Source organism: Pandoraea anhela (genome assembly GCF_902459655.1).
In the GTDB taxonomy this organism is placed as follows: Bacteria; Pseudomonadota; Gammaproteobacteria; order Burkholderiales; family Burkholderiaceae; genus Pandoraea; species Pandoraea anhela.
In genome coordinates this window covers 15,028-39,540 of the sequence record NZ_CABPSB010000013.1, presented here as the reverse complement: position 1 = coordinate 39,540, position 24,513 = coordinate 15,028, and the positions used below count along the sequence as shown (strand labels likewise).

Genomic DNA, 24,513 nt, shown 5'->3' with positions numbered 1-24,513 from the left:
CTGCCCGTCAATCCGAATCTCGACGATCTGCGCGTGTTCTGTCAGGTCGCACGCCGCGCCAGCTTCTCCGCCGCTGCCGAGGCGCTGGGTGTGTCGCCCGCCTATGTGAGCAAGCGCGTCGGCATGCTGGAAGCCGATCTTGGCACACGGCTGCTGCACCGCTCGACGCGACGCGTGGCGATTACGGATGCGGGCGAACGCGTCTACGCTTGGGCGGAGAAGATACTCGACGATGTGCATCACCTGATGGAGGACGTGTCGAGCACGCGTCAGGTACCACGCGGCACGCTGCGCGTGTCGAGCAGTTTCGGTTTCGGACGGCACGTCGTGGCGCCGGCCATGTCGCGACTCCGTGCGCTGCATCCGCAACTCAATGTGCGTCTGGATCTGTTCGACCGGATCGTCGACGTGGCAGCCGAAGGTTACGACCTCGACGTTCGCATCGGCGACGAGATCGCGCCGCATCTCATCGCCCGCAAGCTCGCGGATAACCATCGTGTGCTGTGTGCGTCTGCCGCGTATCTCGAAACGCATGGCACACCACGTCAGCTGAGCGATCTGGCGGGCCACGCGTGCATCGTCATCAAGGAGCGCGATCACCCGTTCGGCATGTGGCGATTGCAGCAGCGCGGCGAAGCGGTCTCGCTCAAGGTGACGGGGCCGCTCTCGACGAACCACGGCGAAGTCGCCGTGCAGTGGGCGCTGGACGGTCAGGGCATCGTGCTGCGGTCGATGTGGGATGTGGGGGGGCTCATCGCGCGCGGGGAGCTGGTGCAGGTGCTGCCGGACGTCACGCAGCCGGCCAATGTCTGGGCGGTGTATCCGTCGCGCGTGGCGTCGTCGGCCAAGGTGCGCGCCTGCGTGGAATTTCTCGCGGGAGAGTTCCAGACGCAGGCGTGAGGCGGGGCGTTGCGACGTCGACCTTCGAGACGTGAGCCCCTTCGCGGCTTGCCTGCGGCTTACCTGCGGCTTACCTGCGGCTTGCCTGCGCCCCGCCCTGCCGGGCGCGCTTACTGAACTTACTGAACTTACTGAAGCGTGAACGTCGCCTGTTCGACGTGCTGCGAATCGAGCCCGATCTGCACGTTGAAGTCGCCCGGTTCGGCCACGTATTGCAGCTTCGCGTTGTAGAACTTCAGCAGGCTGTCATCGATGGAGAAATGCACGGTGCGGGCTTCGCCCGGCTTCAGGCTCACCTTCCGGAAGCCCTTCAGTTCCTTTACCGGACGCACGATCGATGCCGCCACATCCTGCAAGTACAACTGCACGACGGTCTCGCCCTCGCGCTTGCCGGTGTTGCGCACGGTCACGCTCGCGTCGAGCTTGCCACCGCTTGCGAGCGTCTTCGCCGAGAGCCGGACCTTCGAGACGTCGAACGTCGTGTAGCTCAGGCCGTAGCCGAACGCGTACAGCGGACCGGCGTCTTCCTCGAAGTACTGGGACGTGTAGTTCGCGGGCTTGCCCGGCGTGAACGGACGGCCGATGCGCAACTGGTTGTAATACGTCGGAATCTGGCCGATCGAGCGCGGGAACGAGATCGGCAGTTTGCCCGAAGGGTTGTAGTCGCCGAAGAGCACATCCGCGATCGCATGGCCACCTTCGGTGCCGGCGTACCAGGTTTCGAGCACGGCGTCTGCGTTCGCCTTCGTCCCGTTCAGATCGAGCGGACGACCGTTCATCAGCACGACCACCAGCGGCTTGCCTGTCGCCTTGAGCGCCTGCAACAGCGCCAGTTGGCTGCCCGGCAACATCAGGCTCGTACGGCTCGATGCCTCGTGCGACATGCCGCGCGATTCGCCCACCGCCACGATCAGCGTGTCGGCGTTGCGGGCAACCTGCACGGCTTCGTCGATCATCTGCTGCGGCGTGCGCTTGTCCTGCACGACCTCCGGATTGTCCCAGTCGAGGAAGTTGAGGTATTCGACCACGCGCGGATCGTCGGTGATGTTCGCGCCTCGCGCATAGGTCACTTGCGCGCTACCCCCCGGCACATCGGCCAGCGCATCGCGCACGCCTTGCAACAGCGAAACCGCCTGGGCGGGCTTGCCCGCCGCCGACCAGCTCCCCATCATGTCGAGCTTCGAATCCGCGAGCGGCCCGATCACGGCAACCTTGCCCGTTTTCCCGAGCGGCAGCGTATCGTGCCGGTTCTCCAGCAAAACGATGGACTTGCGGGCGATGTCGCGTGCCACGTCCCGGTGCAGACGGCTCGCGGCGTTCACATCCTGCGGATCCTGGGCGGCGTTGCCGATGCGGCGATAAGGATCGGCGAAAAGCCCCATGTCGTACTTCGCGCCGAGCACTTCGCGCACGGCGCTATCGATGTAGCGGATCGGCACGTCGCCCGACTTCACGAGGTCCGGCAACTGCTTGAGATACTGCTGATCGGCCATGCTCATGTCGACGCCGGCTTCGATGGCCAGCTTCGCGGCCTCGCGACCGTCCTTCGCGACACCATGACGCATCAGTTCCTCGATCGCGCCGTGATCGCTCACCGTCACGCCCTTGAAACCCCACTCGCCGCGCAGCAGGTCGCGCAACAGCCATTGGTTCGATGTCGCCGGCGTGCCGTTCACGGAGTTCAGTGCGATCATCACGCCGCCCGCCCCGGCGTCGATGCCGGCGCGATAGGGCGGCAGATAGTCCTGATACATGCGCATCGGGCTCATGTCGACGACGTTGTAGTCGCGTCCGCCCTCGACCGCGCCATACAGCGCGAAGTGCTTCACAAAGGCCATAAGGCTGTCCGGGTTGGCCGGCGACGCACCCTGAAAGCCCGCGACGCTGGCCCGTGCGCTTTGCGAAACCAGATAGGGGTCCTCACCGAAGCCTTCCGAGGTGCGTCCCCAGCGCGGGTCGCGCGAAATGTCGACCATCGGGGCGAAGGTGGCGTCGAGGCCGTCGGCGCTGGCTTCTACCGCCGACACGCGCGCCGCCTGTTGCACCGCCGACATGTCCCAGCTCGACGCGAGGCCGAGGCTGATCGGAAACACGGTGCGATGGCCGTGCACGATGTCGTAGGCGAAGAAGATGGGGATCTTGAGACGGCTTTGCCTGACGGCCGCGTCCTGCAACGGCCGGTTCTCGCTGCGCGTGACCGAATTGAAGGTGCCGCCGACGCGGCCGGCAGCGATTTCCTTGATGAGTTGCGGCTGCGGCATGTCGGCGCCGATGCTGATCAGTCGCAACTGACCGATCTTCTCTTCGAGCGTCATGCGCGCGATGAGGTCGTCGATGAATCGTGACTTGTCCGACGCCGAGGGCATGGCGACGGGAACGCCGCCCTTGTCGGCGTTGTCGGAGGCTTGAGCGCTGCTGGCAAAGGCCGGCACCGACGTGACGACTGCGGCGCCGGCGGCGAGACTGGCCGCGAGGGCCAGTGCGGAGAACATTCTCATCTGATGGCGATCCAATGTGGCGCGACGGGGCGTGACCCGCGATGCTATCGACATGACGTCATGTCCCGTCGCATCGATCCTCGTCCCCCGCCGTATCAACTGGAGTTATGCGATGCGGCGTGTCGAAACCGAAACCTGCCGGGATGCATAACGCGAAGTGCGATACTTTGCCACAATTGGTATTTTCTGAGAGATTTCGCTTCGTTTTCGGCGAAAACCGTGACGTACCGGCGGTGTTCGCCTGTCCCAAACCGAGCCGAACCGGCGCGCATCGGATCGCGTGGCCGCCCGGCCCCTTACGACTGGAGAGATTCGTGGTCCTGTTTTCCCCCGCCATGTCCTGGCATCGACGCGCGCGTGCGCTCATGCCCACGCTCCTGGCCGGTGCTGCCCTGCTGGGCGCCGCGCATGCCCATGCGTTCTCCCTCGACGATGTGACCGCTCGCGCGAAAGCGCTCGCCGACAAGCCTTACACGGCCCCCGTGAGCAACCTCACGCCGGCTTTCGCTAAAATGCAGTTCGGCGACTACATCAAAATCCAGCCGCGTCGCGAAACGTTCGAATGGAACGACCAGCCCACTGCGTTCAAGCTCGGTTTCTATCATCAGGGCATGCAGTTCAGCACGCCGGTGAAAATCAACGAGATCGTCGGCGCCGGTAGCAACGCGAAGATCGACGAGATCAGATACGACAGCAACCGTTTCGACTTCGGCGATCTCAAGCTCGACCGCAGCGCCACGCAAAACCTCGGCTACGCCGGCTTTCGCGTGCTGTATCCCATCAACGAACCCGGCAAGCTCGACGAGATCATGAGCGTGCTCGGCGCAAGCTACTTCCGTGTGATCGGCAAGGGACAGATTTACGGCCTCTCCGCACGCGGACTCGCCATCGACACCGGTCTGCCCATCGCCGAGGAATTCCCGGCGTTTCGCGAGTTCTGGATCGAGCGGCCGAATGCGGGCGACAAGCACCTCGTGTTCTACGCGTTGCTCGACTCGAAGCGCGCCACCGGCGCCTATCGCTTCGATCTGACGCCGGGCGACGATTCCGTGCTGAAGGTGCAGGCGCGCGTGTTCATGCGCGACAAGGTGACGAAGCTCGGCATTGCGCCGCTCACCAGCATGTTCCTGTTCGGGCCGAATCAGCAGCGCGATCCGTACAACTTCCGTCCCGCACTGCACGACTCCAACGGCCTGGCGATCCATGCCGGCAACGGCGAATGGATCTGGCGTCCGCTGAACAACCCGCGCAATCTCGCCATCAGCCAGTTCCAGGTGACGAATCCGCGTGGCTTCGGTCTGCTCCAGCGCGGGCGCGATTTCTCGCAATACGAAGACCTGAAGGATCGCTACGATCTGCGCCCGAGCGCATGGGTCGAGCCGCAGGGCGACTGGGGCAAGGGCCATGTCGAACTGGTCGAGATTCCGTCGCCGGACGAGACCAACGACAACATCGGCGCGTTCTGGACGCCCGACCAGTTGCCGCCCAAGGGCCAGCCGTTGCAGGCCGACTACACGATTCGCTGGACCATGAACGAGCGCGGCATCATCGACCGCAATCTGGCCTGGGTGAAGCAGACGCTCCGTACCGCCGGCGAAATCACGCAGGCCAACCTGATTCGTCACTTCGACGGCAGCACCGGCCTGATCGTGGACTTCGACGGCGGCCCGCTCGCCACGTTGCCCGCCGGGTCGGTCACGCCGCAGGTCAGCGTGAGCGACAACGCCACCATCATCGAGCAGACGCTGCAACCGAACCCGGTCACGCGCGGCATGCGCCTGAACCTGCGCGTGATGGTCAAGGACCCGGCCAAGGTTGTGGAACTGCGCGCGGCGCTCGTCGCCGGCGGCAAGCCGATCAGCGAAACGTGGAGCTATCAGCTCCCGCCATTCTCGGTCGCCAGGCAATAAGTTGCATGAATGCGATTCGTCTGATTCGTGCGGCGGCGGTCTGTCGCCGCACATCTTCCCCCACCACCGCCGCCATCAGCCTTAATTAAACAGGCACTTACGAATAGCGCTTTCTCATGTAAAACCCTAGCCCCTGCAAATTTGCCTTGCAGTCGCCGGACATTTCGCGTTTACTGCATGCACAATATTGCATAAATAACCACCCTTCGTTGTGCATAGAGGTGGTTTGCTTCATTGACGGTGGCCACTGGCCGCGTCGATGGGGTCCGGCCTCGGTGCCGCTTGCGTCGGTCATCAAAAGATTCCAAAGAACCCTCCGCGTTTCGACGGAGGGCGGATTCGTTATGGAGACACCCGCATGCGACACATCGACGTACATCATCTGGCCGACGAGGCACGCTTTAACGGCTATCACGGACGCATTCTGCTCTGGTGCGCCCTCATCATCATCTTCGACGGCTACGATCTCGCAGTCGCGGGCATTGCGCTGCCGTCGATCATGAAAGCCATGAACGTCGACGCGACCAGCGCCGGTTTCATGGTCAGCTCGGCGCTGTTCGGCATGATGTTCGGCGCCATTGTGATGGGCATGGTGGCCGACAGTCTCGGACGTCGTAAAGCCATCGCCATCTGCGTGCTGATGTTCTCGCTCTTCACCGCGGCGGCCGGCCTCACCCATGAACCGATCAGCTTCTCCGTCACACGCTTTCTCGCGGGCGTCGGCATCGGCGGCGTGATGCCCATCGTCGTCGCGCAGATGACGGAATATTCGCCGCGTCGTCTGCGAGGCACGCTCGTTACACTGATGTTCTCCGGCTATTCGGTCGGTGGCATGCTCGCAGCGCTGCTCGGCAAGGGGCTGATCGAATCTTATGGGTGGCAATCGGTCTTTCTCGCCGCGAGTCTGCCCGCGCTGCTTGTGCCGTTCGCGATGAAAGCGCTGCCGGAGTCGATGCCGTTCCTCATCCGCACCGGACGCCTCGACGTGCTCAGGCAAGTGCTCGGTCGCCTCACGCCCGACTACGTCGCGCAAGCGGGCGATCAGTTCGCGCTGCCGGGTGCGGATCGCAAGCAGGCCGCGCCGCTCTCGCGTCTGTTTCAGGACGGTCGGGGCTTGAGCACGGTCATGCTGTGGGTGGCGTTCTTCATGTGCCTGTTCATGGTGTATGCGCTCAGTTCGTGGCTCGCGAAGCTCATGGCGAACGCCGGTTACAGCCTCGGCTCCGCGCTCACCTTCGTGTTGGTGCTGAACTTCGGTGCGATGCTCGGCGCCATCGGCGGCGGCTGGCTCGCGGATCGCTTCAATATCAAGTACGTGCTCGTGGGCATGTACGCGCTCGCCGCCGTCTCGATCACCCTGCTCGGCGTAAAAGTGCCGACGCCAGTGCTGTTCGTGCTCGTCGGACTCGCCGGGGCGTCGACCATCGGCACGCAGATCGTGACGTACGCCTACGCGGGTCAGTTCTATCCGATGGCCGCGCGCGGCACGGGCATCGGCTGGGCCTCCGGTGTGGGACGCAGCGGCGCCATTCTCGCGCCCATCGTGATCGGCGTGCTGGTGAGCATGTCGCTGCCGTTGCACCAAAACTTTATGGCGATCGCCATTCCCGCCGTGATTGCCGTGATCGCCGTGTTGCTCATCGACCACAGGAAATCGGCGTCCGTGCAGCAACAGGCCGCAGCACAATCGAGAAACCCTTCGGCAGAATTGGCGAACGGCGCGGGAGAACCGGCCTGATCTCGCGCGTCAAGCCCGCCGGCATGGGAATCCGACGCGCGACAGCATGGCGGCACAGCGGCGTGCCGCCATGCGAAAATGCGCGCCGCAGCGGTCACGGGAACGACTGCGGCTTTCGGTGAAGCACGCGTCGGTGCAGGGGCACATGCATGATTGGCCGACGCGCATGCAACGCACGAAAATCATTCAACCCGAGCGCCTCAGGCGCCGTTATCCAGATATCCGTCCCAACGGACGATCTGGGGAAGACCAACATGCCGCGTCTCGCTTTGCTGAGTGCTTTAGTGCTGGCCGTCGTCTGCGCACCGGCCTTCGCCGCTCCCACGGACGACGTCAACGTCGTCCACCTCTCCACCCGCCAAACCATCGCGACCGACACCGTGTTCAACGCGCGCTCGGACACTGTCGCCGGCGTCGCGACGTTGGGCACCGATGCCTTGCGCGAAGCCCATGGCAACTTCGGCGTGAACCTCGCCGCTGGCGCGCACAACGTGCAGTCGAATCAGATCGTGCTCGCAAACGCCTCGAACGTTGCCGTCGATACGCGTCAGACGATTCGCAATGCCGCGACGGTGACGGGCGCGATGAACGCCTCGCTGGGCGATCGCGCGCTGATGGGCGCCTCGGGCAACATCGGTGTGAACGTGGCCGCAGGTGTCGCCAACGCGCAAGCCAACGCGCTGGCGATTCATTGATCAGTTCTCGGCCGGGAACTGCTTTTGCAGATTGCCGAGCCAACGTGCCACAACGCGCAATTCGGCTTGCGTGAAGTCGTCGTGTAACAGGTCGTTGAGTTCGGCAAGGACGCTGCGCGCCCGAGCGATGGCCTTGTGTCCGGCCGGCGTGACACGTAGTCGCGTGGCGCGGCCATCGGTGGCATCGGCCAGGCGCGTGAGCAGCCCCGCCCCCACCATACGGTTCGCCAGTCCCGTCATCGACGAGGGCGACAGTTGCAGCGCCGTGCCGACTTCGCCCACGAGCGCATCGTCATGATGCAGCAAATAGAACAGCACACCCGCCTGCGCCGCGCTCACGCCGGCCCCTTCGGCGGCCCGGGCATCGATCCATTGCTGAACGCGACGCTGACCGACGTTGAGCAGAAAGAACAGGCGACGGTCGGCGGCTTCCGACTTCACCGACGCCGGCTGGCCCGTCTTGCGTTTCGTTGCGCCGGGCTTCGTCGCGCCCGATCTCGACGTTCCGGCCTTCGCCGGCTTCGTGGTGGACGTTGTCTTGTTAGCGGCCTTGGCAGCAAGGGACGCTTGGCTTTTTGGCATTCCGTCTTGTCAGTCTGAGGGGTTCGATGTCAATGCAACGGCGTCGGCAGACGCGTCGTGCGGGGGCATGTCCGTTGCAATGCCGCCATTCACGCCATTCACGCCATTCACGCCATTCACCGTGCCCGCCGACAACAGCCAGTCGACGGTTTCCGGCCAGAGAAACGCGCCGGAACGTTGGCGAAAGTATCCCATATGCCCGATCGCTCCGGAATCCGAAAGAGTCGCCGAAATTTCGCGACGTGTCACAGGCGCGTGATGAAAGCGTGCGACGAGCATGTCGATACCGGGGCGCGTCGCCCAGAGGTCGTCGTCGAAGCCGAGCGAGAGGATCGGGGTTCGGACACGGGCAAAGCGGGATTCGGCGTCCAGTGTCGGATCGTCGAAGAAGTAGTTCGGCAGCCGCGTCCACGCACTCCATTCGAGCAATACGTCCCTCGGAAGGTCTTCGCCGATGCCCAGCCGTTTGCCCGGCATGAACCCTACCACGCGCGCGAGCGGCGGCGCGATCCCATGAAGCAGCAAGGTGATGCGCGCCCGCTCCCGCCGGTTCGTCACAACGCGCATCGAACCGGCGTGCGACGCGACCTGAACGGCGGCGCGCAGCAGATTCGAGCTTTCGCATAGCCCGATGGCATGTCCGCCGAAGCTATGCCCCACGGCATAGCGGGGCAACGCAGGGTAATGCGCCGCCGCCCAGCGCGTGACCCCCTCGACGTCCAGATCGGCCCAGTCGCGCATGCGCGCCTTGAAGCCACGTAACGAACGGGGGCGCGACCCGTCGATCCCCCGATAACTGTACGTGACGGCAATCAACCCACGCTGCGCGACAAACTGCGCGAACGCGAAATACAACCGCTCCGGCACTGCGGTTGCCGGATGGATGAGAACGAGGCCCCGTGCGGGCAGATCGTCCGGATACCAGACGTGCGCGCCGAGCGGATACCCGTCGACGGCAGGAATTTCGACAGCGAGCGACAACATGACGCAACTCCCCGGCACGCACATGCCCGGGGGAATGCAGCGCCTTGCGGTGGAATGTTCCAACGAGAAATTTAGTTTGTTCACGAAGTATATTTTTATTTTTATTTCGCTAACGAACTAAATTAGAGGAAACGTACGATCGCTCGCCGACGCGCACGTTGATGCCCCTCGCCACCCACGTCACCCACGTCACCCACGCCGCCTCGCCCCTGCCGCCTCGCCCCTACCCCCGCGCCACACTGCGGAACGCCGCCGACAGTGCGACCAGCGCGTCATGCGCACGCCCCTCTTTGACCCGGGTGTGAAGCAAGACGGGCAGCCGGGGAATGTCGGGAAGCCCGAGTCTGACGCCGACGTCGACGGCGCCGAAAGGCAACATTCGCGGCGCCAGCGCCGCGACGCCGAGGCCGGCCATGACGGCCGACGCCACCGAAGCGACACCGCCACCGACGAAGACCTCTCGCCACGGCACGCCCGCCGCATCGAGAAGCCTGCCGGCCAGGGCACGCACACCGCAAGGCAGCGCGAGCGTCGCCAGCGGTAGCGGTTCGTCCGCCCGGTGTTGCCAGTGCGGCGCAGCGAACCAGCCGAGGTGTTCTTCGGTCAGCACTTCCCCGTCGCTGCGTCCGACATCCAAACGGGCAATGACCGTATCCAGCTCACGCCGGTCGAAGCTTTGCAGCAGGTCGCCCGACGAGCCGATCCGCACTTCGATCAGCAACTCCGGATCTTGCGCATTCATTCGCGCGATCAGTGCGGGCAGCTCGGGCCCGGCCACGTGATCGCTGATACCGATCGTCAGCCGCTGCCGGGTTCCGGCAAATGCGCCGAGTGCGCGATCGTGGGCCGCCAGCAGTTCGCGCGCGTGTTCAAGAAACGTCACCCCGTGAGCGGAAAGCTCCACGTAGCGGGGCGTTCGCTCGACAAGTCGAAGACCGAGCCTGTCTTCGAGACGCTTGAGCTTCAGACTGACGGCGGCCTGTGTGGTCTGCATGGCTTGCGCAGCACGCGTGAAACTGCCGAGTTCGGCAACGCAGACGAACGCTTTGACGGCATCCAGGTCGAGAGGGCGCGCGATCATTTTCGATGCTTATCTTTGAAATAATCGTTAATAAGCAAACAGAATAGTTAAGATGAAGCGCGTCAACAAGAGGAGAACCCACGATGCCGCTCGTTCATATCGCAATGCGCACGGGAAAGACGGATGCTTATCGGCAGGCCATCTTCGACGGCGTGTACGACGCCCTGCGCGAAACGTTCAACGTTCCGGAAGACGACCAGTTCATGGTGCTAACCGAGCACGACGCGGCCAACTTCCGCTACGGCAAGTCGTATCTCGATGTCAGTCGAAGCGACGATCTCGTGTTCATTCAGATCACCGCGAACAACACGCGCACCGTGGCGCAAAAGAAAGCGCTGTTTCGACGAATCGCGGCGCTGCTCAGCGAAAGCCCCGGCATCCGGCAGGAGGACGTGTTCGTGAGCCTCGTCGAGGTCGAGAAGGAAAACTGGTCGCTCGGCAAGGGGATTGCGCAATACGCGTAGGCAGCCCCGACACATACGGGGCAGCGAATGGTTGGCTTCGAGCCGGCGCGCGCCGGGTCACCGCGCGATGCCCGGCGTGGCCTTCACGCCGTCCGTCTTGAAAGACGTACCACCGCCGTCGGCATCCGGTGTGAAGACCATATCGACGTCGACCATCTGGCCGCAGACCCGGAACGTCCAGACTTCACGCCAGACGCCTTTGACGGTCGTGCCGCCATCGATCCGATCGTGAGGTGGCTGCTTCACGCGCATATCGAAGGCTTCCACTTTGCGGCAGCCGGACTGTCCCGACTTCGCCAGCGCCGTCGTGACCGCCGACATCACCGCGTCCTGAACCAGGACAGGCCCACCCAGAGGACTGCCCGGATAGAAGGGCGTCGGCGCCGGATAGCCGCCATTCGGGTCCGCGACGAATACCGCGTTGTAAGTCTTGGCGTCGCCGCAGCGCTCCAGCCGATAACGCGTGAGCCAGACACCCGACTTCGGGTTCTGTGCGCCGTCGGGCAACGTCATCGGCTTGAGCAACACCGCCCCGACAGGCCGGACTTGATACTTCGATTTGCAGTCGGTTTGCAGATTGAATTTCTTGTCCTCTTCTACGCCGAGCTGATACATCACCAGCATCGCCCTCTCCGAGAACACATATTGCATCGCCTTTTCGCTCTTCACCAATTCGGCCGTCGAACCGATCGTCGTATCGGCGTACCCCGGCAGTGAGACCACAGCGGCAAACGACATGACGGCAGCAAGCGTAATTCGAATCGTTTTGTGCATCGCCGACTCCCCCTCCAGGTGTGTTACTTCACTCCCTCAAGACAGGCGGGTGACAACGATGTCTTCACCCGCTGTGCGAACGTCGACCATTTGCATGACTTCGCGTCCGGCCCCTCGGCGCAATCGGAAATCGCCAGCGTTTCGCGTTTCGCAGGCTCGTCCAGCGAGAGCGCCGTGAGATGACGCAACTGATGCATCGACTGATACACGAACTCCACGCGCACGAACGGCTCTCCTGCCGGGTTGCGCCATAGCGAGAAGACGAGCGCGCCGTCGGGCGGCGTGTTGTCCGGTTGATCTGACAGTTGCCAATCGAGCTTGAGCATGCCCGCGAGGTTGGCGATATTCGTGTCGTGCCCCGTGAGGACGTAGACACGATTGCCGGCGGGCACGACAGGCCCTCGCACCGACGCCGCCGGCGGTGCGTCGGCCGTCTGCGCGCGCGTGAGCGCATCGAGCACGCTTGCCAGCAGCGGCGTGCCGTTCGTCGTTGCGAGATACGGGGTCTTGTTCAGCAGGTCGCGCCGGGCGTTGTGGGCTTCGAGCAGAAGCGCCCAATCCTTTTCGTCGCGAATCCGTCCCCACGCGACCGCGTTCTCCGGCAGCCCCTCGCCGTACTGCAACAGGAAGACTTCCGATGCCGTCGCCGCGCTGCCCAGCGCACCGCGCAACGTCACGCCGCTGCCGTCGCCTTCCACCCGCAAACGCGTGGGCACATCCTCCAGCTTGCAGCCGCCCGGTGCGCCGCAGGCGGGGCTGTGGGCGTAGTCCAGCACCTCGCCCACGCGGGCAATCGTTGCGGCGTAGCGCTTGTTCAGCCCGGCAACACCGTCCGGGGCCAGACGCGCCTCGATCGCCCCGCGCGCCGCGCCCGGATCGAGCGGACAGTCGCCTGCGGCGACCGGTTGGAAGACGGCGTCGTAGGTCGTGAGATCGGCCTGATGGGACGTTCGCATATCGCAGCCCGGCGCGATGCCTTGCAGCAGCGCATTGCCCGACTCGCGCGTGCGCTGATCGATGTCGGCCCATCCGTACACGGTGCCGGGCGCGGGACACGCATCGTCCGGCAACACGCGCCGGGCGCGCAGCCAGTCGCCGTAATAGCGCCCCATGCGCTCGGCCAAGGAACCGCCGCGTGCCGTCAGATAACCCGCGGGGACCGGCCAGCCCGGCCAGGCGTCCGGACTCAGTTTGTCCAACGGGGGATGCGCGTGGGTCGGGGAGCGAACGCCGTGGCGGCTCACGATCACGGTGGACACGAGCGTCCAGTCTGCGGGCATGCCGTCGATGCGGGCCGCCGATTCGGGCGGTTTCGCAGGCCCCGACGGCGGCGGACTCGGCGTCGTACAGGCGCTCAGCGCCACAACGGCAGCCAACGCGGCGACGCCTGCCATGCGGGCCTGCCACCGGCCCCCACGCCGTGTACGCAGCCTGCGGGCCGCAGCGTTATCGCCATGACTTGGCACTTCGGAAGATCGAACGGGATCACGAGTCATCACGCGGGGCATGGCGGCGGTCATGGCAACAGGTCGGGGTGATGGGGACAGCGCTGGCGTCCATCTTACCGTGCGTGCCTCGGCATCACCGAAACCGTCTGACGATCGTGGCGGAAATACGTCGCTGCCCGGGCCGTGCTCGCCGGTGCGATCGATCCCCCGGCCGTGGCGTCGCTCAACGCCCTTCGCACGCCGCGCCGTCTGCCCGCCCCACCGCGCCGAACCGCCACGACAGCCGATGCGCGGCGGCGCGAAGCGCCTGCGACGGCGCGGCGTCGAACGACACCTCGAAGCTGCCCGTCGATCCCATCAGTGCGAGGACCAGCGTGACTTCGCCCGTATGGTCGAACACCGGGACCGCCATCGTGTCGATGCCCGGCACCGGGTTGCTCAGGGCCGTATCGAAACGTCGGTGGCGGATCGTCGAGAGCTGGCCGACATAATCGGCGGATGGCTTCGCCGTGTGACCTTCCGCCCTGGATTCGGCCCCCAAACCCGCCATGCGAACCGGCTCCTGCACGAGCAGGCCGTCAAGCACGCGCGCCGGCAGGAAGGCGGCAAAGGTCCGCCCGATGGCGGTGTTCACCAGGGAAAGCACCGTGCCGATACGCAAGCTCACGTGCTGCGGACGCATCGCCTCTTCCAGGCGAACGACCGTCGGCCCCAGCGGTCCGAGCACGGCCATCGCGGCCGACAGTCCCGTGGCCTGCGCAAGCGCTAGCACCTCCGGCTCGGCCTCCCCCGTGGGCGAGAGTCGCTGCAACGCCATCAGTCCGAGATCCAGACTCAGTCCGCCCGCCTCGAAATTGCCGTTTGCATCGCGCGACAGCAACCCCGCGCGTTGCAAGCTCACCAGATGCGGGTGCGCCTTCGCCGGCGCCATACCGGCCTCGCGTGCCAAGGCGTTGAGCGGCAGCGGACGCCCGGCCGTCACTAACGCCTCGAGCAACACCCCCGTGCTCTCCAGCGCCTGAATGCCGCGCTGCGGCTTCGCAGTCGCGGTATCGTCACGCCCCACTTCCGGCTCGCTACGGTTTCGCGTTGCGCTCATGACGCCGTCTCCATGCCACCGCCCGACACCTCGATTCGCGACGCGACCTCCATCGCCGTCGCACGCAGCGCATTGGCCGCCTCGCCGTCCCATGCGACGTCGAGCGCCGCCGTCGGCCCGATGGCGGTGAGCGCCAGTCGCAGCCGTCCGCTCGCATCGAAGACCGGCGCGCACAGGCTGCTCACCGACGGACTCGGCGTGTTGACGCTGCGCGACATGCCGTGTTCGCGCGTCTCATCGAGCAACGTGTCGAAACGCCGGCGATCGGCGGGCAGGTCAGGCATTTGCTCGCGCCATGCCTGCGGCCATCGGTCGGCCGGGGTGAAGGCGCAGAACGCGCGTCCGGTCGTCGTCGTCGTGAGCGACATCACCGAGCCGACGTGCAGGTTCACGTGCAAGGGGAACGCGGCGCGCTCGACATGAACGATGACCGGCCCCTGGGGCGCGGTGGTGCAGATCGCCACGCAAAAGCCCGTCTCGCGCGCGAACGTCACCACGCGCGGCACCGCCGCGCGATACGCGGGATCGTTTTCGAGATGCAGCAGGGCGAGGCGCAGCGTCATGGGACCCGGCGCGTAATCCCCCGACATCGGGTCGCGTTTGAGCAGCCCCAGGCGCGTCAGGCTCACCAGATACGGGTGCGCCTGCGCCGGCGGCAATCCGGCGAGCGCGGCGAGATCGCCCGGCCCCAGCGGGCAGCGGGCTTGTGCGAGCGCCTGAAGCACGCGCGCGGCCACATCTACGCTTTGCACCCCTCGCGAGGCGCGCCCGGGCTGGCTGGCGGCATCGGCCGCACCGTCCATCGGAATTCGGTTCATGCAATGCCGGGAGACCGGCTCCGTCAGAAAAATGGCCTAGATTTTATACAAGTCGACGCGCGGATTCTCCCGCATCGGTCCATCGGCGGCGGGCTAACGCGCAGCGAAACCCCTCATTGGTCGTGCACGCCGCAACATTAGCAAATAACAATAACATTTGTCATTGACAAATATTCAGGGCGTTTCGTAAGATGCCCTCATCCCGCAGCACCTCCCCGCAGACGAGACAAGAGAGAGAGACAAGCATGGCCAAAGCATTCGCCTCGCAAGCCGACCTGGACGCCAAGAAGGTCACGTTCACGCAACTGTCGGAAAACGCCTGGGCCTACACCGCCGAAGGCGACCCCAACTCCGGCGTCATCATCGGCGACGACGGCGTGATGATCGTCGACACGACGGCCACGCCCGCCATGGCGCAGGACCTGATCGCCAAGATCCGCACCGTCACCGACAAGCCGATCAAGTACGTGGTGCTCTCGCACTATCATGCGGTGCGCGTGCTCGGCGCCTCGGCCTACTTCGCCGAAGGCGCACAGCAGATCATCGCCAGCCGTGGCACGTACGAGATGATCGTCGAGCGCGGCGAAGCCGATATGAAGTCGGAAATCGAGCGCTTCCCGCGTCTGTTCGCAGGCGTCGAGACGGTGCCGGGCCTCACGTGGCCGACGCTCGTCTTCGAGAAGGAAATCACGCTGTTCCTCGGCAAGCTGGAGGTGAAGATCGCGCACCTCGGTTCGGGTCACACAAAGGGCGACACGGTGGTATGGCTGCCGTCGCAGAAGGTGCTGTTCTCGGGTGACCTCGTGGAGTACGACGCCGCCTGCTACACCGGCGACGCCCAACTGGCCGAGTGGCCCGCCACGCTCGACGCCCTCGCCGCCCTCGGCGCAGAGAAGCTCGTGCCGGGACGCGGTCCGGCACTCACCACGCCCGACGAAGTGGCCAAGGGACTCGCGTACACCAAGGATTTCGTGACGACGCTGTTCGACGCCGGCAAGCAAGCCGTCGAGCAGAAGCTCGACCTCAAGGGCGCGATGGCGCTCACGCGCAGCAAAATGGATCCGAAGTTCGGCCACGTGTTCATCTACGAACACTGCCTGCCGTTCGACGTAACGCGCGCGTTCGACGAAGCGGCGGGCATCACGCATCCGCGCATCTGGACGGCGCAGCGCGACAAGGAAATGTGGGCCGCCTTGCAAGACTGAGTTCGTCAGAACGAACATCGGCGCGGCATGAAATGTCGCGCCGGCAACGAGAAGCACAAAGCAAAAGCAGAAGTAGAAAAACGTCACCCACCGGAGTAAGCACGCCGGTGCGGTGCCGACGACGGAGACTTTGCATGAGCAGTATCGATTACCAGCGCCTCACGTTCGATTACCGGCCGTGCGCGGAACAGTCGGGCGACGGCGCGAACGCAATACATCCGGTCATCGTGGTCGGCGCCGGCCCGATTGGCCTCGCCACCGCCATCGATCTCGCGCAGCAGGGCGTGCGCGTGATCGTGCTCGACGACGACTGCACGCTCTCGACCGGCTCGCGCGCCATCTGTTTCGCCAAGCGCACGCTCGATATCTTCGACCGTCTCGGCTGCGGCGAGCGCATGGTGGAAAAAGGCGTGCGGTGGAATGTCGGCCGGGTGTTCCTGCGCGATCAGGAGGTCTACAACTTCGATCTGCTGCCCGAGGCAGGGCATCACCGCCCGGCGTTCATCAATCTTCAGCAGTATTACGTCGAAGGCTATCTGTTCGAGCGCGCATGCGAGTTGCCGAACATCGAGATTCGCTGGAAGAACAAAGTCGTCGGCCTCACGCAGCAGGGCACACCGGGCACGGCCGACGCCAGCGTCACGCTCACCGTCGAGACGCCCGATGGCGAATATCGGACCACCGCCCGCTATGTCGTGGCCGCCGACGGTTCGCGCAGCCCCGTGCGCAAGCTCATCGGTGTGGACAGCCACGGACGCACGTTCAAGGATCGTTTCCTGATCGCCGACGTGAAAATGACGGCGGACTTCCCGGCCGAACGCTGGTTCTGGTTCGATCCGCCATTTCATCCGAATCAATCGGTGTTGCTGCATCGTCAGCCTGACGATGTCTGGCGCATCGATTTCCAGTTGGGATGGGACGCCGACCCTGTCGCCGAGAAAGCGCCCGAGCGGGTGATTCCGCGCGTACAGGCGCTGCTCGGCCCCGACGCCAAGTTCACGCTGGAGTGGGTCAGCGTCTACACGTTCTCCTGTCTGCGCATGGACGACTTCCGTCACGGCCATGTGCTCTTCGCCGGGGATGCCGCGCATGGGGTGTCGCCGTTCGGTGCGCGCGGCGCGAACAGCGGCGTGCAGGACGCCGAAAATCTCGCGTGGAAACTCGCATTCGTGCTGTCGGGCCATGCGCCCGACGCACTGCTCGACACCTATGCCCGCGAGCGCGAATACGCCGCCGACGAGAACATTCGCAACTCGACGCGCTCGACCGATTTCATCACGCCCAAGAGCCCGGTGTCGCGGGTCTTTCGCGATGCCGTGCTCACGCTCGCCCGCGATCATGCGTTTGCGCGTCAACTCGTCAACAGCGGACGATTGTCCGTACCGGCCGTCTTGCATGCGTCGACGTTGAACACGGCAGCGTCCGATACGTTCGCCGGACGCATGACGCCGGGTGCCGCGTGCGTCGATGCGCCGCTCTCACGCCACGGACAAAGCGGCTGGCTGCTGCCACGCCTGGGCGGACGCTTTGTCGCACTGGTGTTCGGCTCGCCGTCGTCGCTCGACGCCCCGGTGCTCGCGGCGCTTGAGTCGCTCGCAGGCGACAGCGTGCCCGTCATGCCCGTGTTCGTCACACCGGACGCCGAAGCCGCCCTCGATGCACATGACACCCACAGCGTGTGGCACGACACGGAAGGCCTGGCGGCACAGCGTTACGACGCCGCGCCCGGCACGGTGTATCTGATTCGTCCGGATCAGCACGTGTGCGCACGGTGGCGCACTGTCGACGCCAGCGCGATCGCTGCGGCACGCGAACGCGCGCTGGGTCGCACGGTGCCGCAGGTCGCACCGCTGCAATGTGCGGCGTGACGAGAGATCGCGCGACGACTCACTGAATCCCCCGTATTGGGCAGGAAGGAGACACTTCATGGCACTGGACACACAACCGCGTCTGACGCGCCCCGACGATTTCTACGAAGCGCTGATCGACATGCATCGCGATCTCGACGAGGCACAGAGTCAGGCCGCCAACGCACAACTCATTCTGTTGCTCGCCAATCAGGTCGGCGATCACGACACGCTGCTCTCGGCGATACGGCTCGCACGCGCCGGGGCACTTGGCCATCGGGATACCAGCACGCAGTAGGCAGTAGGCGGTAGGCGGTGGGCGGTAGACGGCGGAAGGCTGCGGCAAATCGCCGTCTGTCGGGCAGATAGCGCAAAAAAGGGGCGCGCCATTTCGGGCGTCCCTTCTTCGTTTGCGCAACGGCGCGCCACCGCCGTCGCAGGCAGGCGTTACACGACCACCATCTGTGAAATCTTCTGGGCCGCCTGTTGAAGCGGCGCCAGAAACTTCGCTTCCATTTCGGCGGCAGACGTTCGGTTGGCCTGACCGCTCACGTTCATCGCGGCAATCACCTGCCCCGCGCGATTGCGGATCGGCGCGGCAATCGAAATCAGCCCCTCCTCCAGTTCCTGATCCACGAGCGCCCATCCCCTGGCGCGCACGTCGACAATCCGCGCGCGCAGGGTATCGATGTCCGTGACGGTGCGCCCCGTGTGTTGACGCAGGTCGGCGCGGCGCAACACGGCGTCGAGTTCGCCGTCGGGCAGCGCCGAGAGCATCACCCGCCCCATCGACGTGCACCATGCCGGCAGGCGACTGCCGATCGACAGGTTGATCGACATGACTTTGCGCACCGGCACCCGCAGCACGTAGACGATGTCGTCGCCATCGAGCACCGAAGCCGAACTGCTCTCCTGCACCTCCTGCACCAGCGCCTCCATGAACGGCTCGGCCAGATTCCACAGCGGCATGGACGTGAGATAGGAAAACCCAAGGTCGAGAATGCGCGGCGTGAGCCGGAACAGCCGCCCTTCACTGCGCACGTAACCCAGCGCTTCGAGCGTGAGCAGAATGCGACGCGCGCCCGCGCGCGTGAGACCGGACGCCTGCGCGACTTCCGAGAGCGTCTGCGCCGGACGCGCCGCATTGAACGCCTTGACCACAGCCAGCCCACGCGCAAACGACTGCACATAAGAGTCGCCCGGCTTCTTGTCGGTCGGTTCGGTAGGGTCGTTCGTCACAGAGGTCATGTATCGGGTGGTTGGCTATCTTCGCGTGAACGGCAAGCGTAATGGATTTGCGTCACCTGTTCTACCGCACGAGACAGGCAGTCTCGCCATGCGCCCGTCTCCCGCGCCCCGGGGCACCCCTCGCTTGACGCCCGACAAGGGAACGCTTACGCTGTTCTTATAGCGAATATTTGTTTGCTATAAGAACATTGTGAACCAGACGATGCCGCCGCACAAGAGGCCATCGCCCGGGAGACAGCCAACAGGGGCGCGGGTCCAAGCCCGTCAGCCCGAGGGAAGTGACGGAATTGCCCAGGAGGCACGTGTGATCAACAAGATTTACGACTCGCTCGCCAGCGCGGTCGCGGACGTTCACGACGGCGCGACGATCATGATTGGCGGCTTCGGCAACGCCGGGATGCCCTCGGCGCTCATCGACGCGCTGATCGAACAGGGGGCGCGCGATCTGACCATCGTCAACAACAACGCCGGAAACGGTGAAACCGGTCTCGCGGCCTTGCTCAAGGCTGGCCGCGTGCGCAAGATCATCTGCTCGTTCCCGCGTCAGACCGATTCGCAGGTGTTCGACGGCCTCTACCGCGCGGGCAAGATCGAGCTGGAACTGGTGCCGCAAGGCAACCTCGCCGAGCGCATTCGCGCGGCGGGCGCAGGCATCGGCGGTTTCTTCACGCCGACCGGCTTCGGCACGCTGCTCGCCGAGGGCAAGGAAACGCGCGTGATCGACGGCAAGTCGTACGTGCTCGAATCGCCGATTCACGCCGACTTCGCGCTCATCAAGGCGCTCAGGGGAGACCGCTGGGGCAACCTCGTGTACCGCAAGACCGCCCGCAACTTCGGCCCGATCATGGCCACGGCGGCGAAGTGCGCCATCGTTCAGGTGGATGAAGTCGTGGCGCTCGGCGACCTCGATCCGGAGGCCGTGGTCACGCCCGGCATCTTCGTGCAGCGCGTCGTTGCGGTGCCGCGCGCGGCGCGCGCCTGATCCCCATCTGAACCGGAGCAAGACATGAACCGACTGACCCGCGACCAGATGGCCGCCCGCGTTGCCCAGGACATTCCCGACGGCGCTTATGTGAACCTCGGCATCGGCCTGCCCACGGCCGTCGCCAATCATCTTCCCGCCGAAAAGGAAATCATTCTCCAGAGCGAGAACGGTGTGATCGGCATGGGCCCGGCGCCCGCCAAGGGCGAAGAGGACGACGACCTCATCAACGCCGGCAAGCAACCGGTCACGCTCAAACCGGGAGGCGCGTTCTTCCATCACGCCGATTCGTTCGCGATGATGCGCGGCGGACACCTCGATTTCTGCGTGCTCGGCGCCTTCCAGGTCTCGAAGACGGGCGATCTCGCCAACTGGCACACCGGCGCCCCCGATGCCATTCCGGCCGTCGGCGGCGCGATGGACCTCGCGAGCGGCGCGAAGCAGGTGTTCGTGATGATGGAGCACCAGACCAAGCAGGGCGACAGCAAGATCGTCGAGCAGTGCACGTATCCGCTCACCGGCGTGGGGTGCGTCACGCGTATCTACACCGATCTCGCGGTCATCGATGTCACGCCCGAGGGACTGCGCGTCATCGACATGGTCGACGGTCTGTCGTTCGACGAACTGCAACGCCTGACCGGTGTGACGCTGCTGCCCTCACCGGCGGTTGCCTGACGCACACGCCACAGGCCAGACACTCCCGCCGGGACATCCGTTGATGTCACCCGGCGATTTTTTTGATGTGAGAGGTTCGCCCGCGAATCTCCCTACGCCCCCTTCGGTGAGGTAGACAAATGAGTGAAGTCTTTATCTGCGACGCAATCCGCACCCCCATCGGTCGCTACGGCGGCGCCCTGTCGTCGGTGCGTGCCGACGATCTCGGCGCCATTCCTCTCAAAGCGCTCATGGCGCGCAACCGCAACATCGACTGGACGCAGGTGGCCGACGTGATCTACGGCTGCGCCAATCAGGCCGGCGAAGACAACCGCAACGTGGCGCGCATGTCGTCCCTGCTGGCCGGCCTGCCGCAAGATGTGCCCGGCGCGACGATCAACCGCCTGTGCGGTTCGGGCATGGACGCCATCGGCACCGCCGCACGCGCCATCAAGGCAGGCGAAGCGGGTCTGATGATTGCGGGCGGCGTGGAAAGCATGAGCCGTGCGCCGTTCGTGATGGGTAAGGCGGCGAGCGCGTTTTCGCGTCAGGCGGAGATTTACGACACGACCATCGGCTGGCGTTTCGTCAATCCGCTGATGAAGGCGCAGTACGGTGTGGATTCGATGCCCGAGACGGGCGAGAACGTTGCCACGGATTTCGGCATCAGCCGTGAAGATCAGGACCGCTTCGCGGTGCGCTCGCAGGAGAAGGCGGCACGCGCTAAGGCGAACGGCACGCTGGCCGAGGAAATCACGCCGGTGTCCATCGCCCAGAAGAAAGGCGAAGCGATCATTGTCGATCGCGACGAACACCCGCGTGCGACGAGCATGGAAGCGCTCGCCAGACTGAAGGGCGTGGTACGCCCTGATGGCACCGTGACCGCCGGTAACGCTTCTGGCGTCAACGACGGCGCCTGCGCACTGCTGCTGGCAGACGAGGCGAGTGCGGCGCGCTTTGGCCTGACGCCGCGTGCCCGGATCCTGGGCATGGCGACGTCAGGGGTGGCACCGCGCATCATGGGCATCGGTCCGGCTCCCGCAACGCAAAAACTGCTCGCGCGGCTCGGCATGTCGCTCGATCAGTTCGACGTCATCGAACTCAACGAAGCGTTTGCGAGCCAGGGCCTGGCCGTGTTGCGACAACTCGGTGTGGCCGACGACGATCTGCGCGTCAATCCGAACGGCGGCGCCATTGCGCTGGGCCACCCGCTCGGCATGAGCGGCGCACGTCTGGTCACGACGGCGATGTATCAACTCAAGCGCACGGGTGGGCGCTTCGCGCTGTGTACGATGTGCATTGGGGTCGGCCAAGGCATCGCTATCGCCATCGAAGCGGTGTAAGACAGCTACCCCGCCGATGTCTGAGGGCCGGGAGCGCGTGCGGGATCCGGTAAATCTCGCCACGTCGCTCCCGACGCCCCGTGGGCACGATCAGTGCCCGACGGGACGCCTCTGCCCTACGTCTCCTTCCATCCTGCCTGTTGCTTTCGATGTTTCCTGACACGCGAGACGCGCGAGACGCTTAGACAGCCTGCGCAACGTCGCGCATCACGGCGTCGAAGAACTTCGCCTGCGCATCGGCATCGCTGCGCCCGTACGCACGGTTGATGCCGCTGATCACGGCGCGAATCGACGCCGTCGTCAGATTGGCGTCGATGCCCACACCGAACGCGCTGCCCACGATCGTGTCGCCCGCCATTTCCGCGATCGCAATGGCGCGAGCATCCGCGCCCTGGGTCAATGCGCGCTCTTCGTAGTGCTGCACGCGAACCGGCGTACGCATGGCGTTCATCAACGCGTCGAGCGGGCCGTTGCCGGCGCCCGATACCGTCGTGCGCTGACCATGGATGTCGATCGTCACGGCGATGTGCTGACGGCCGTCGCGCTCCGAGAGCGTGTGACCGACGTAGGCGAGCGGTGCGCTCGACGCCACGTATTCCTTCTGAAACAACTGCCAGATCTGCGAGGCGGTCACTTCCGCGCCCGTCTCGTCGGTGTAACGCTGCACCGCCGAGCTGAAATCGACTTGCAGGCGACGCGGCATCTGCACGCCATACGTCTGCTCCAGCAAGTAAGCGATGCCGCCCTTGCCAGACTGGCTGTTCACACGAATGATCGAGTCGTACGTGCGGCCGAGATCGCTCGGATCGATGGGCAGATACGGCACTTCCCATACGGTGTCCGGCTGCTGCGCGGCGAAGCCTTTCTTGATGGCGTCCTGATGCGAGCCCGAGAACGCAGTGAACACGAGGTCGCCGACATACGGATGACGCGGGTGCACCGGCAATTGCGTGCATTCTTCCGACGTGCGGGCGATTTCGTTGATATTCGAGAAGTCGAGCCCCGGATCCACGCCCTGCGTGTACAGATTCAGACCGAGCGTGACGAGGTCGACGTTACCCGTGCGCTCACCGTTACCGAACAGGCAGCCTTCGATGCGGTCGGCGCCGGCCATCACGGCCAGTTCGGCAGCGGCCACGGCGGTGCCGCGGTCGTTGTGCGGGTGCACGGAGAGAATCAGCGAATCGCGACGCGCGAGGTTGCGGTGCATCCACTCGATCTGGTCGGCGTAGTAATTCGGTGTGCCGATTTCGACGGTCGCCGGCAAGTTGACGATGCACTTGCGCTCGGGCGTCGGCTGCCATACGTCGAACACTGCGTCGCAGACTTCCTTGGCGAATTCGAGTTCGGTACCCGTGAAGGTTTCCGGGCTGTACTGCAACGTCCATTGCGTTTGCGGTGCGGCCTCGGCACAGCGCTTGATCGTCTTCGCCGCCGACACGGCGAGCGCCTTCACGCCCGGCTGATCGAGGTTGAACACGATGCGACGGAATTCCGGCGCGGTGGCGTTGTAGAGGTGAACGATGGCGCGCGGCGCGCCTTTGAGAGCCGCAAACGTGCGTTCAATGAGATCGTCGCGGGCTTGCGTGAGCACTTCGATGGTCACGTCGTCGGGGATGTGACCGCCTTCGATCAGCTCGCGTACGAAGTTGAAATCGGTGTCGGAGGCCGACGGAAACGCGACTTCGATTTCCTTGAAGCCGATCGCCACGAGCGTCTTGAACATGCGCATCTTGCGCTGTGCGTCCATCGGCTCGAACAGCGCCTGATTGCCGTCGCGCAGATCGGTGCTCATCCAGATCGGGGCGCGCGTGATGGTGCGGCTCGGCCACTGTCGGTCAGGGATGTCGACCGGGGTGAACGGACGGTACTTCGTAGCGGGGTTCTTCAACATGGCGGTGTCTCGATTGTCAGCAAAAGTGTCAACCGGACGACGCACAGACGCAGATAAGCTACGACCTCCGGTTGGATGAACCGGGGCTCAGGTCGGCGTAACTGGGGAAAATCAGCGGTGCTTCAGTGAGAAATTCAGACGATGCACGCGCGCAGCAACGGACCAAGCCCGGTGGAGCGGGCTAGTAGTCGTAGCGAGAGGGTGAATTGCGCGGTGATCATGTGCCACATGAAATCACACAATTTGAAACGCTGTCAACCATGATGTGTGGCCTCGCGACGTTTCCATGATGCGGGATGTCACGGCGCGGCGGGTGAGATGCGGGGGCGTCCCGTCTCATCAGAGGCCG

At 64.7% G+C, this 24,513-nt stretch carries 21 protein-coding genes; 11 read left to right on the top strand and 10 right to left on the bottom strand.

The features are described from left to right. The gene (locus PAN31108_RS17170) at window positions 1-900 is read left to right on the top strand and encodes a LysR family transcriptional regulator (protein WP_150670148.1); all 900 of its coding nucleotides are present in this window, start codon (window positions 1-3) and stop codon (window positions 898-900) included. 128 nt (window positions 901-1,028) lie between these two features. Here PAN31108_RS17170 and bglX read toward each other — a convergent pair whose 3' ends face one another. Further along, window positions 1,029-3,392: a beta-glucosidase BglX gene (gene bglX / locus PAN31108_RS17165; RefSeq protein WP_150670147.1), complete on the bottom strand. Its 2,364-nt coding sequence runs from the start codon at window positions 3,390-3,392 to the stop codon at window positions 1,029-1,031. Between the two features lie 341 nt (window positions 3,393-3,733). Between bglX and PAN31108_RS17160 the strand changes: the two genes are divergently transcribed. The 3 genes from PAN31108_RS17160 to PAN31108_RS17150 all read left to right on the top strand — a co-directional run bounded on the left by PAN31108_RS17160 (window position 3,734) and on the right by PAN31108_RS17150 (window position 7,741). Further along, window positions 3,734-5,308, top strand: coding sequence for a glucan biosynthesis protein G (locus PAN31108_RS17160; RefSeq protein WP_370819683.1), 1,575 nt, complete (start codon window positions 3,734-3,736; stop codon window positions 5,306-5,308). Window positions 5,309-5,666: 358 nt separating this feature from the next. After that, entirely contained in the window at window positions 5,667-7,046 is a 1,380-nt protein-coding gene (locus PAN31108_RS17155; RefSeq protein ID WP_150670041.1) for an MFS transporter, read from the top strand. 254 nt (window positions 7,047-7,300) lie between these two features. Then, window positions 7,301-7,741, top strand: coding sequence for a FapB/FapC family functional amyloid domain-containing protein (locus tag PAN31108_RS17150; RefSeq protein WP_150670040.1), 441 nt, complete (start codon window positions 7,301-7,303; stop codon window positions 7,739-7,741). Here PAN31108_RS17150 and PAN31108_RS17145 read toward each other — a convergent pair whose 3' ends face one another. The 3 genes from PAN31108_RS17145 to PAN31108_RS17135 form a co-directional block, all read right to left on the bottom strand. Continuing rightward, on the bottom strand, window positions 7,742-8,182 hold the full coding sequence (locus PAN31108_RS17145) for a MarR family winged helix-turn-helix transcriptional regulator (RefSeq protein WP_246184019.1): 441 nt from the start codon (window positions 8,180-8,182) through the stop codon (window positions 7,742-7,744). It lies immediately after the preceding gene. Between the two features lie 150 nt (window positions 8,183-8,332). After that, on the bottom strand, window positions 8,333-9,307 hold the full coding sequence (locus tag PAN31108_RS17140; RefSeq protein ID WP_150670038.1) for an alpha/beta hydrolase family protein: 975 nt from the start codon (window positions 9,305-9,307) through the stop codon (window positions 8,333-8,335). A 223-nt stretch (window positions 9,308-9,530) separates the two neighbouring features. Next, window positions 9,531-10,388, bottom strand: a complete 858-nt coding sequence (locus tag PAN31108_RS17135; RefSeq protein ID WP_150670037.1) for a LysR substrate-binding domain-containing protein — start codon at window positions 10,386-10,388, stop codon at window positions 9,531-9,533. Between the two features lie 83 nt (window positions 10,389-10,471). Between PAN31108_RS17135 and PAN31108_RS17130 the strand changes: the two genes are divergently transcribed. After that, window positions 10,472-10,852 carry a tautomerase family protein gene (locus PAN31108_RS17130; RefSeq protein ID WP_150670036.1) on the top strand — a complete coding sequence of 127 codons (381 nt, stop codon included), beginning with the start codon at window positions 10,472-10,474 and terminating at the stop codon, window positions 10,850-10,852. Between the two features lie 57 nt (window positions 10,853-10,909). On the opposite strand, the gene PAN31108_RS17125 is transcribed toward PAN31108_RS17130, so the two are convergent. The 4 genes from PAN31108_RS17125 to PAN31108_RS17110 form a co-directional block, all read right to left on the bottom strand. After that, entirely contained in the window at window positions 10,910-11,626 is a 717-nt protein-coding gene (locus PAN31108_RS17125; protein ID WP_150670035.1) for a hypothetical protein, read from the bottom strand. A gap of 23 nt (window positions 11,627-11,649) precedes the next feature. Next, the gene (locus tag PAN31108_RS17120; protein WP_150670034.1) at window positions 11,650-13,020 is read right to left on the bottom strand and encodes a histidine-type phosphatase; all 1,371 of its coding nucleotides are present in this window, start codon (window positions 13,018-13,020) and stop codon (window positions 11,650-11,652) included. Between the two features lie 277 nt (window positions 13,021-13,297). Further along, window positions 13,298-14,173 carry an IclR family transcriptional regulator gene (locus PAN31108_RS17115; protein ID WP_150670033.1) on the bottom strand — a complete coding sequence of 292 codons (876 nt, stop codon included), beginning with the start codon at window positions 14,171-14,173 and terminating at the stop codon, window positions 13,298-13,300. Then, on the bottom strand, window positions 14,170-14,991 hold the full coding sequence (locus PAN31108_RS17110; RefSeq protein ID WP_246184015.1) for an IclR family transcriptional regulator: 822 nt from the start codon (window positions 14,989-14,991) through the stop codon (window positions 14,170-14,172). The genes PAN31108_RS17115 and PAN31108_RS17110 overlap by 4 nt, the downstream gene beginning before the upstream one ends. A 245-nt stretch (window positions 14,992-15,236) precedes the next feature. On the opposite strand from PAN31108_RS17110, the gene PAN31108_RS17105 reads away from it, so the two are divergent. The 3 genes from PAN31108_RS17105 to PAN31108_RS17095 all read left to right on the top strand — a co-directional run bounded on the left by PAN31108_RS17105 (window position 15,237) and on the right by PAN31108_RS17095 (window position 18,341). Then, the gene (locus PAN31108_RS17105; protein WP_150670032.1) at window positions 15,237-16,196 is read left to right on the top strand and encodes an MBL fold metallo-hydrolase; all 960 of its coding nucleotides are present in this window, start codon (window positions 15,237-15,239) and stop codon (window positions 16,194-16,196) included. Window positions 16,197-16,330: 134 nt separating this feature from the next. Then, on the top strand, window positions 16,331-18,064 hold the full coding sequence (locus PAN31108_RS17100; RefSeq protein WP_150670031.1) for an FAD-dependent oxidoreductase: 1,734 nt from the start codon (window positions 16,331-16,333) through the stop codon (window positions 18,062-18,064). Window positions 18,065-18,122: 58 nt separating this feature from the next. Continuing rightward, window positions 18,123-18,341, top strand: coding sequence for a DUF2783 domain-containing protein (locus PAN31108_RS17095; protein WP_150670030.1), 219 nt, complete (start codon window positions 18,123-18,125; stop codon window positions 18,339-18,341). A 149-nt stretch (window positions 18,342-18,490) separates the two neighbouring features. Here the strand turns inward: PAN31108_RS17095 and PAN31108_RS17090 are convergent, their stop codons facing one another. Then, window positions 18,491-19,291 carry an IclR family transcriptional regulator gene (locus tag PAN31108_RS17090; protein ID WP_150670029.1) on the bottom strand — a complete coding sequence of 267 codons (801 nt, stop codon included), beginning with the start codon at window positions 19,289-19,291 and terminating at the stop codon, window positions 18,491-18,493. 304 nt (window positions 19,292-19,595) lie between these two features. On the opposite strand from PAN31108_RS17090, the gene PAN31108_RS17085 reads away from it, so the two are divergent. The 3 genes from PAN31108_RS17085 to pcaF all read left to right on the top strand — a co-directional run bounded on the left by PAN31108_RS17085 (window position 19,596) and on the right by pcaF (window position 22,270). Further along, the gene (locus PAN31108_RS17085; RefSeq protein ID WP_150670028.1) at window positions 19,596-20,273 is read left to right on the top strand and encodes a 3-oxoacid CoA-transferase subunit A; all 678 of its coding nucleotides are present in this window, start codon (window positions 19,596-19,598) and stop codon (window positions 20,271-20,273) included. A gap of 24 nt (window positions 20,274-20,297) precedes the next feature. Continuing rightward, window positions 20,298-20,948: a CoA transferase subunit B gene (locus tag PAN31108_RS17080; protein ID WP_150670027.1), complete on the top strand. Its 651-nt coding sequence runs from the start codon at window positions 20,298-20,300 to the stop codon at window positions 20,946-20,948. A gap of 119 nt (window positions 20,949-21,067) precedes the next feature. After that, window positions 21,068-22,270 (top strand): 3-oxoadipyl-CoA thiolase, encoded by a 1,203-nt coding sequence (gene pcaF, locus PAN31108_RS17075; protein ID WP_150670026.1) that lies wholly within the window; start codon window positions 21,068-21,070, stop codon window positions 22,268-22,270. A 181-nt stretch (window positions 22,271-22,451) separates the two neighbouring features. Here pcaF and leuA read toward each other — a convergent pair whose 3' ends face one another. Next, window positions 22,452-24,164: a 2-isopropylmalate synthase gene (gene leuA, locus PAN31108_RS17070; RefSeq protein ID WP_150670025.1), complete on the bottom strand. Its 1,713-nt coding sequence runs from the start codon at window positions 24,162-24,164 to the stop codon at window positions 22,452-22,454. Window positions 24,165-24,513: the final 349 nt, after the last annotated feature.

Bases quoted from the DNA above. Each gene is read 5' to 3' on its own strand.
- bglX (WP_150670147.1), bottom strand. From the start codon at position 3,392: ATGTTCTCCGCACTGGCCCTCGCGGCCAGTCTCGCCGCCGGCGCCGCA.
- PAN31108_RS17160 (WP_370819683.1), top strand. From the start codon at position 3,734: ATGTCCTGGCATCGACGCGCGCGTGCGCTCATGCCCACGCTCCTGGCC.
- PAN31108_RS17155 (WP_150670041.1), top strand. From the start codon at position 5,667: ATGCGACACATCGACGTACATCATCTGGCCGACGAGGCACGCTTTAAC.
- PAN31108_RS17150 (WP_150670040.1), top strand. From the start codon at position 7,301: ATGCCGCGTCTCGCTTTGCTGAGTGCTTTAGTGCTGGCCGTCGTCTGC.
- PAN31108_RS17140 (WP_150670038.1), bottom strand. From the start codon at position 9,307: ATGTTGTCGCTCGCTGTCGAAATTCCTGCCGTCGACGGGTATCCGCTC.
- PAN31108_RS17135 (WP_150670037.1), bottom strand. From the start codon at position 10,388: ATGATCGCGCGCCCTCTCGACCTGGATGCCGTCAAAGCGTTCGTCTGC.
- PAN31108_RS17130 (WP_150670036.1), top strand. From the start codon at position 10,472: ATGCCGCTCGTTCATATCGCAATGCGCACGGGAAAGACGGATGCTTAT.
- PAN31108_RS17125 (WP_150670035.1), bottom strand. From the start codon at position 11,626: ATGCACAAAACGATTCGAATTACGCTTGCTGCCGTCATGTCGTTTGCC.
- PAN31108_RS17120 (WP_150670034.1), bottom strand. From the start codon at position 13,020: ATGGCAGGCGTCGCCGCGTTGGCTGCCGTTGTGGCGCTGAGCGCCTGT.
- PAN31108_RS17115 (WP_150670033.1), bottom strand. From the start codon at position 14,173: ATGAGCGCAACGCGAAACCGTAGCGAGCCGGAAGTGGGGCGTGACGAT.
- PAN31108_RS17110 (WP_246184015.1), bottom strand. From the start codon at position 14,991: ATGAACCGAATTCCGATGGACGGTGCGGCCGATGCCGCCAGCCAGCCC.
- PAN31108_RS17105 (WP_150670032.1), top strand. From the start codon at position 15,237: ATGGCCAAAGCATTCGCCTCGCAAGCCGACCTGGACGCCAAGAAGGTC.
- PAN31108_RS17100 (WP_150670031.1), top strand. From the start codon at position 16,331: ATGAGCAGTATCGATTACCAGCGCCTCACGTTCGATTACCGGCCGTGC.
- PAN31108_RS17095 (WP_150670030.1), top strand. From the start codon at position 18,123: ATGGCACTGGACACACAACCGCGTCTGACGCGCCCCGACGATTTCTAC.
- PAN31108_RS17090 (WP_150670029.1), bottom strand. From the start codon at position 19,291: ATGACCTCTGTGACGAACGACCCTACCGAACCGACCGACAAGAAGCCG.
- PAN31108_RS17080 (WP_150670027.1), top strand. From the start codon at position 20,298: ATGAACCGACTGACCCGCGACCAGATGGCCGCCCGCGTTGCCCAGGAC.
- pcaF (WP_150670026.1), top strand. From the start codon at position 21,068: ATGAGTGAAGTCTTTATCTGCGACGCAATCCGCACCCCCATCGGTCGC.
- leuA (WP_150670025.1), bottom strand. From the start codon at position 24,164: ATGTTGAAGAACCCCGCTACGAAGTACCGTCCGTTCACCCCGGTCGAC.